This window comes from Mesorhizobium sp. M4B.F.Ca.ET.017.02.2.1 (assembly GCF_003998955.1).
GTDB classification, from domain to species: domain Bacteria; phylum Pseudomonadota; class Alphaproteobacteria; order Rhizobiales; family Rhizobiaceae; genus Mesorhizobium; species Mesorhizobium abyssinicae.
This window is the reverse complement of the sequence record NZ_RZOF01000335.1, coordinates 1-6,922: the sequence shown is the minus strand read 5'-3', so window position 1 is coordinate 6,922 and position 6,922 is coordinate 1. Positions and strand designations below refer to the sequence as shown.

Annotated in this window: 7 protein-coding genes, 1 pseudogene and 1 riboswitch; of the genes and pseudogenes, 3 read left to right on the top strand and 5 right to left on the bottom strand. The window is 63.7% G+C overall.

Translation table 11 applies throughout. The features are described from left to right. Positions 1-81 (bottom strand): annotated as a pseudogene (locus EN738_RS36470) (hypothetical protein); the annotation flags it as partial. Between EN738_RS36470 and EN738_RS28165 the strand changes: the two are divergent. Continuing rightward, the gene (locus EN738_RS28165) at positions 65-379 is read left to right on the top strand and encodes a DUF1194 domain-containing protein (protein WP_245494768.1); all 315 of its coding nucleotides are present in this window, start codon (positions 65-67) and stop codon (positions 377-379) included. The pseudogene EN738_RS36470 and the gene EN738_RS28165 sit on opposite strands and share 17 nt — an antisense overlap. Before the next feature lie 126 nt (positions 380-505). Here EN738_RS28165 and EN738_RS28160 read toward each other — a convergent pair whose 3' ends face one another. From EN738_RS28160 to EN738_RS28145, 4 genes are all read right to left on the bottom strand, one after another. Beyond that, entirely contained in the window at positions 506-1,441 is a 936-nt protein-coding gene (locus EN738_RS28160) for a glycosyltransferase family 2 protein (RefSeq protein ID WP_127286519.1), read from the bottom strand. Between the two features lie 181 nt (positions 1,442-1,622). Then, a complete protein-coding gene (locus tag EN738_RS28155; RefSeq protein WP_127286518.1) occupies positions 1,623-2,615 on the bottom strand; it encodes a glycosyltransferase family 2 protein in 993 nt (330 codons plus the stop codon). Between the two features lie 158 nt (positions 2,616-2,773). After that, a complete protein-coding gene (metW, locus tag EN738_RS28150; RefSeq protein ID WP_127286517.1) occupies positions 2,774-3,388 on the bottom strand; it encodes a methionine biosynthesis protein MetW in 615 nt (204 codons plus the stop codon). Between the two features lie 58 nt (positions 3,389-3,446). Continuing rightward, positions 3,447-4,616 carry a homoserine O-acetyltransferase gene (locus tag EN738_RS28145; protein WP_127286516.1) on the bottom strand — a complete coding sequence of 390 codons (1,170 nt, stop codon included), beginning with the start codon at positions 4,614-4,616 and terminating at the stop codon, positions 3,447-3,449. A 117-nt stretch (positions 4,617-4,733) separates the two neighbouring features. Continuing rightward, positions 4,734-4,811: riboswitch (SAM riboswitch) on the bottom strand. 138 nt (positions 4,812-4,949) lie between these two features. On the opposite strand from EN738_RS28145, the gene hisC reads away from it, so the two are divergent. Further along, the gene (gene hisC / locus EN738_RS28140; RefSeq protein WP_127286515.1) at positions 4,950-6,059 is read left to right on the top strand and encodes a histidinol-phosphate transaminase; all 1,110 of its coding nucleotides are present in this window, start codon (positions 4,950-4,952) and stop codon (positions 6,057-6,059) included. Between the two features lie 5 nt (positions 6,060-6,064). Then, positions 6,065-6,922: prephenate/arogenate dehydrogenase family protein (locus EN738_RS28135; RefSeq protein ID WP_189606012.1), on the top strand; the 858-nt coding region annotated here is incomplete at its 3' end.

The following is a 6,922-nucleotide window of genomic DNA, read 5'->3' as shown; positions in this document are numbered from 1 at the left end:
CGAGCGGCGCGTCATCGACATCTCGGGCGACGGGCTGATCAGGATCGGCAGGCCGTTGACGACGATGCCCCTGGCCAGTGCCGCGTCGCGCTCGGAGGTGACGGGCGGACCGGTGTTGTTGGGCCCGTCGCCCACCTTCAGCCATCTCGACCGCTACTATGCCCAATGCGTCACCGGTGGGCCCGGCTCCTTCGTGTTGCCGATCTACGCGGCTTCCGAGTTCTCGACCGCCATCCGGCGCAAGCTGATCCTCGAGGTGAGCGGCATCGCCGACACGGCGGCGGTCCGGATCGATGCCGAGCCGCCCATCGACTGCCTGCAGGGCGAGCGCGACCGCCGTTTCTATTCCGATCCCTATTTCCCGGAACTCGATCGCTAGAGCGGTTCAGCGTTCAAGGAATCGCCGAACCGCTCTAACTATTTGGTTCTACGCGATTCAGGACGGAAAACCGTTACACACTTTCCTGGAATTGCTCCAAGCCGACAGGTTCGGGGCACGACAAGATCAGGCGGGCCGCGCGCCGTATTTCTGACGGAACTCGTCATAAAGGTCACGCCGGCGGCGGCGGCCGTCGACATAGCCGCGCAACAGCTGCGGCAGCGAGTAGCCGAGCGACTTGGACGAGCGGTTGGCCAGATAACCGGCGAATGCCTGCGAAACCCTGCCCTTCATCGTATCGGCGATGATTTGGCGCGCGATCATATAGGGCGGGATCTCGGGATAGCGGTCAGCGATGTAAGGGTGCTTGTCGATGAGGTTCGCATAGGCCTCGACATAGCCGTCACGGCGGCCGGAAATCGAATTCTCCGAATTGTATTTCTTCCAGTCGATTTCCTCGGTGAGCAGCGCGCCGCCGCGGCGGGCGAAGCGCAGCAGCAATTCGCGATCCTGCATGCGCGCGATGTCGCTGTCGTAGCCGCCGATCGCCAGCAGCGATTCGTGCCGGGCGGTTATCGCGGAACCGGCGATGAAGATGGTCTGGGAGACCAGGGCCCGTTCCAGCATGTTGCGGGTCAGGAATGCCTCGCGGTTGACGCATTTGGTGGTCCGGTTGCCCTTCACCGAAACGAAGGAGCTGATGAGGACCTCGAGCGACGGGTTCTCTTCGAAACGCGCCAGCGTCCGTTCCAGCCGGTCCGGCAGAAAGACGTCATCCGAATCAAGGAAGGTGACGATCGGTGCGCGGGCGCGCTCGATGCCGGCATTGCGGGCGGCGTTGGCGCCACGCCATTTCGCGCCGACATAGATCAGCCGGGGATCGCGGATTTCGGCAAGTGCTGCCGCCGTTGCGTCGGTGGAGCCATCGTCGACGACGATGTGCTCGAAGCGGGGAAGGGTCTGCGCCAGCACGCTTTCCACGGCGCGCACAACCTGGCTGCGCCGGTTGTGGGTCGGCGTGATGACTGTGATGAGCGGGGCCGGCTCGGGAGCTTTCGGCATGCGACTAGGCCCCGGATTTTGGGATATTCGGATGGATTTACGGCCGCCTTCCATGCCCGCCCAGGATTGCGTTCAGAGGGACGCTACAAAAAAGATGTCTCTGTGTCACCCCGACTTGCCAGCGCTCAGGCCCTGCAGCCGGCAAATTTCGCGCCGCAGCGCCTCAACTGCAACACTGGCCTCAGCTGTGGCCGACATAATCCGGCACGAGTTCGACCTTGTCGCCAACGATGCCGGCGGCAAACGTGAATTGGCCCCAGAACGCCAAGGCATAGAACACCTGACCGACGATCAGGGCGAACGGGATCTGCCAGAACGGCATGCCTGACTGGCGGGCATGGGTCACGATGCGCCGTGTCGTGCGCCATGACGAGGTGAACCAGCGGCTGAACGATTTGGCGACGCGCTGGCCGCGGCTGGGCGAGCGCTGCGCGACGAATTTCCTGTCGGCATCCCGGCCGGTCACCAGTGCCCGCCAGAAGAAGAACCGCCAGCCCCGCGGGGGATAGTGGTAGACGCGGGCGTTGACGTTGCTCGGCTGGTGGCCTTGGCGGCGCAACTCGTGCATCAGCAAGGTGCAGGAGACCTTGAAGCCATTGTTTTCCGGAAACGGGTGGCTGGAAATCCACTCGCGCCGGAAGGCGATGTTGTTGGCGTTGAGCGCCCGTTTCGAGGCGAACCTCTTGTCACCCTCAGCCATCGGGAAGAACCACATCATGGCAAAGGTTCTCGAAAAGAAGTCGTCGCACAAAAGATAGGTGTAGCCGTTGACGCAAACGATCCCGGGATCCTGAAACGGGCCGAGCAGGGTTGCAAGCCAGTCAGCTTCCGGAACGGTATCGGAGTCCAGGAAGATGACCAGTTCGCCCTCGGTTTGCTTGATCCCGTTGTTCTTGAGGTCGTAGTAGCGGCCGCCGGGACAAGCTGTGAAGCTTATCTCCGCCACCTCCTCCAAGCGCGGCGCTTCGGCACGGAAGTTGCGCCGGAGCGTGTCCGCGTCCTCGTCTTGCCCGCCATGCGAGATGATCAGTTTCGGTCTTGCAAAGCCGATCGCGGAAACCGCGGCGATCTCGCGCGCCAGGGCAGTCAGCCCAACGCCGATCTCCGCCCAGTCGATCGACTTGGCATTGTCCATTTCCACGACGATTGAATAAGTCGGACGATCGCCGCTCATGTTATTCGACCAGGTTGCCAGAACTCTCGTGGCTATAGGCGTCGGCATTCGCTGTCAAATGGCGAAAGCAACAAGACATGGCATGTTGCGAGGGTCGCAGTCTCGCCGACATCCGTGACTGCGATGGTGTCGGCGAAGTAGAGCTGCCGCGATCGTCACTACCGTCTCAGCAGAAACACCGCCTGCTGGCCGAAGAAATTCCAGAACCACCAGGGCATGGAGAGGCCGATCTTCTGACCGTTGCCGTCGAGCGCGGTTGCCTTTTCCACCGTCGCGCCAAGCTCCTCGCACAGATTGACGAAGTCGCGGATGGTGCAGAAATGTATGTTGGGCGTGTCGTACCAGGAATAGGGCAGGTCCTTGGTCACCGGCATCCGCCCCTTCACGAACAGCGACAGGCGCACCCGCCAGTGGCCGAAATTGGGGAACGAGACGATGGCGCGGTTGCCTATCCTCAGCAACTCGTCGAGCACCAGCTTGGGATTGCGGGTCGCCTGCAGGGTCTGCGACAGGACGACGAAATCAAAGCCCTTGTCGGGATAGAATTCGAGATCCTTGTCGGCATCGCCCTGGATGACCGAGAGGCCGCGCGCCACGCATTCGTTGACGCCGCGCTGCGACAGTTCCAGCCCGCGGCCGTCGACCTGCTTGGTTTCCTGCAGCAATTCAAGCAGCAGCCCGTCGCCGGAGCCGACATCGAGCACCCGTGACTGCGGCGGGATGAGATCGGCGACGACTTCAAGGTCGACGCGCTGGGCGCGGTTGACGCTCATCGGCTGGTCTCCCGTTCGGCGCATGATCCTGATCGGGGAAGTCTGCAACTTTCCGGGGTCATGCGTTCAGCCCTCTCGCCCGCGCGGCCGAGCCGATGAAGCCGCTGATGGCGGCGAACAGTTCCGGCTCGTCGAGCAGGAAGGCGTCATGGCCGCGATCGGTGTCGATCTCGACGAAGGAGACGGAGGCGCCAGCGGCGTTCAGCGCATGCACGATCGAGCGGCTTTCCTCGGTCGGGAACAGCCAGTCCGAGGTGAAGGAGACCAGGCAGAAACGCGTTTTGGTGCCGGCGAAGGCATCGGCGAGGCGTCCACCGTGATCGGCGACGAGGTCGAAATAGTCCATCGCGCGGGTCAAATAGAGGTAGGTGTTGGCGTCGAAGCGGTCGACGAAGGTCATGCCCTGATGGCGCAGGTAGCTTTCGATCTGGAAGTCGGCGTCGAAGCCGAAGGTCAGCGCCTCGCGGTCCTGCAGGTTGCGGCCGAATTTGCGGTGCAGCGCCGCTTCCGACAGATAGGTGATGTGGGCCGCCATGCGCGCCACCGCCAGCCCCTTTTCCGGACGCTTGCCGTGCTCGAAGTATTTGCCGCCATGCCAGTCGGGGTCGGCCATGACGGCCTGCCGGCCGACCTCGTGGAAGGCGATGTTCTGCGAGGAATGGCGCGCGCCGGTGGCGATCGGCAGCGCCGAGAAGACGCGCTCCGGATAGCTCGCGGCCCATTCCAGCACCTGCATGCCGCCCATCGAGCCGCCAAGCACGCAAAACAGCTTCTCGATGCCGAAGTGGTCGACCAGCATCAGCTGCGCCCGCACCATGTCGCGGATGGTGATCACCGGCAGGTCGAGGCCGTAAGGCTTGCCGGTGGCCGGATTGGTCGAGGCCGGGCCGGTGGAGCCCAGGCAGCCGCCCAGCACGTTGGAGCAGATGACGAAGAAGCGGTTGGTGTCGATGATCTTGCCCGGCCCGATCAGCACCTGCCACCAGCCAGGCTTGCCGGTGACCGGATTGGTGCTGGCGACATGCTGGTCGCCGGTCAGCGCGTGGCAGACCAGGATGGCGTTGGAGCGGGCGTCGTTGAGGGTGCCATAGGTCTGGTAGGCGATCTGGAACGGCGTCAGCAGCGCACCGGCATCGAGCTTGAGCGGCTTGTCGGGGCCAAAGCGCAACACCGGGCTCGACGGCTGGTCGACCTCGTTACTGGTCTTTGCGGCGCGCAGAACGGCCATCGCATCCTCTTACATCACGCACCGTGGTTTCCGAAAACCGATTCCGATTTCCGGACCAGGCGAATATCCGGCCGGCGGCGGACAACAAAAAACCGGCAATGCATTCGCAAAGCCGGTTACAGGATGCAAACGGCCCTTTAGCGAATTGTTTAACGTGGCTGCAAGCCGACCGGCCAAATCACCACGGAACTGTCGCTGCCCTTCTAGGGCCAGCGCGGCTCGGCGTCAACGGCCAGGCTTTTCGCGCCCTTGCCGCCTCTCGACATTCAGGGCCACGACTAGTATTTCCGCTGCGGCCTCCGGACGGAGGCTCTCTCGACGGACTTTTGCGACATGAAACAGACACCAGACAAGGCACGTCCGACGCCGCGCGCGGGCATCATGGACATCGAAGCCTATGTGCCCGGCAAGAGCACGGCGCCGGCCGGTGTCGCCAAGGTCCACAAATTGTCGTCGAACGAGAACCCGCTCGGGCCCTCGCCGAAGGCGATCGAGGCCGCGCGGGAGATTGCCGGAAAGCTCGATGTCTATCCGGACGGCACGGCAAGGCGGCTGCGCGAGGCGATCGCCGAGGTGCACGGCCTCAACCCCGCGAACATCATCTGCTCCAACGGCTCCGACGAGATTCTCGGCCTGCTCGCGCAGACCTATCTGGCGCCCGGCGACGAGGCTGTTTTCACCGAACACGCCTTCATGGTCTACAAGATCTACATCCAGGCGGCCGGCGCGATTCCGGTCGCGGTCAAGGAAACCGACGAGCGGGCCGACATCGACGCGATCCTGGCCGCGGTGACGGCGCGGACCCGCATCGTCTTCCTCGCCAATCCCAACAATCCGACCGGTACCTACGTGCCGTTCCAGGAAGTGCGCCGGCTGCATGCCGGCCTGCCGAAGAACGTGCTCTTGGTGCTGGATGGGGCCTACGCCGAATATGTGCGCCGCAACGACTACGAGGCCGGCATCGAACTGGCCGGAAGCGCGGAGAACGTGGTGATGACCCGCACCTTCTCCAAGCTCGGCCTTGGCGGCGCGCGCATCGGCTGGATGTATGGCCCCATGCATATCGTCGACGCGATCAACCGCGTGCGCGGCCCCTTCAACGTCAACGCGACGGCGATCGAGGCCGGCATAGCGGCGATTCGCGACCGCGCCCATGTCGAGCGCAGCGTGGCGCACAACGAAACGTGGCTCGCCTGGCTGAGCGACGAACTGACCAAGCTCGGCCTGCGCGTGACGCCGAGCGTCGGCAATTTCGTGCTGATCCACTTCCCCGAGGATGGCAAGCATTCGGCGGCAGCGGCGGACGACTATCTCACGGCGCGCGGCTACATACTGCGGCGGGTTTCCGGCTACGGTTTTCCCAACGCGCTGCGCATGAGCGTCGGCATCGAAGAATCCAATCGCGGCGTGATTGCCGCCCTCACGACCTTCCTGAAAAGTTGAGCGCCATGACATCTGCGATGTTCGAAAAGATCGCGCTGGTCGGCATCGGCCTGATCGGCTCGTCGCTGGCCCGCGTCATCCGCCGCGAGGGCTTGGCCCGGCATGTCGCGATCTCGACGCGCAGCCCCGCCACACTGGCACGGGCGGAGCAACTCGGCCTTGGCGATTCCTACAGCACTGACGCGAAGGAAGCGGTTCGCGATGCGGACCTCGTCATCGTTTCGGTGCCGGTCGGCTCCTCCGGCGCGGTCGCCGAAGAAATCGCGCCGGCGCTGAAGAAGGGCGCCATTCTCACCGATGTCGGCTCGACCAAGGCGTCCGTCATCGCGCAGATGCAGCCGCATGTGCCGGAAGGCGTGCACTTCATTCCCGGCCATCCGCTGGCCGGCACGGAGAAGTCGGGGCCGGATGCCGGCTTCGCCGATCTCTTCGACAATCGCTGGTGCATCTTCACGCCGGTGCCAGGCACCGATCCCGCGGCCTTGGAGACGCTGTCGGAATTCTGGCGGCGCTGTGGCTCCAACATCGACACGATGGATCCGCAGCATCACGACATGACCTTGGCCATCGTCTCGCACCTGCCGCACATCATCGCCTACAACATCGTCGGCACCGCGGACGATCTGGAATCGGTGACCAAGACGGAAGTCATCAAGTATTCGGCTTCCGGCTTCCGCGATTTCACCCGTCTTGCGGCTTCCGATCCGACCATGTGGCGGGATGTGTGCCTGCACAACAAGGATGCCATCCTGGAAATGCTGGCGCGGTTCTCGGAGGATCTCGCCTTCCTGCAGCGGGCGATCCGCTGGGGCGACGGCGAAAAACTGTTCGACCTCTTCACGCGCACGCGCGCGGTGCGCCGC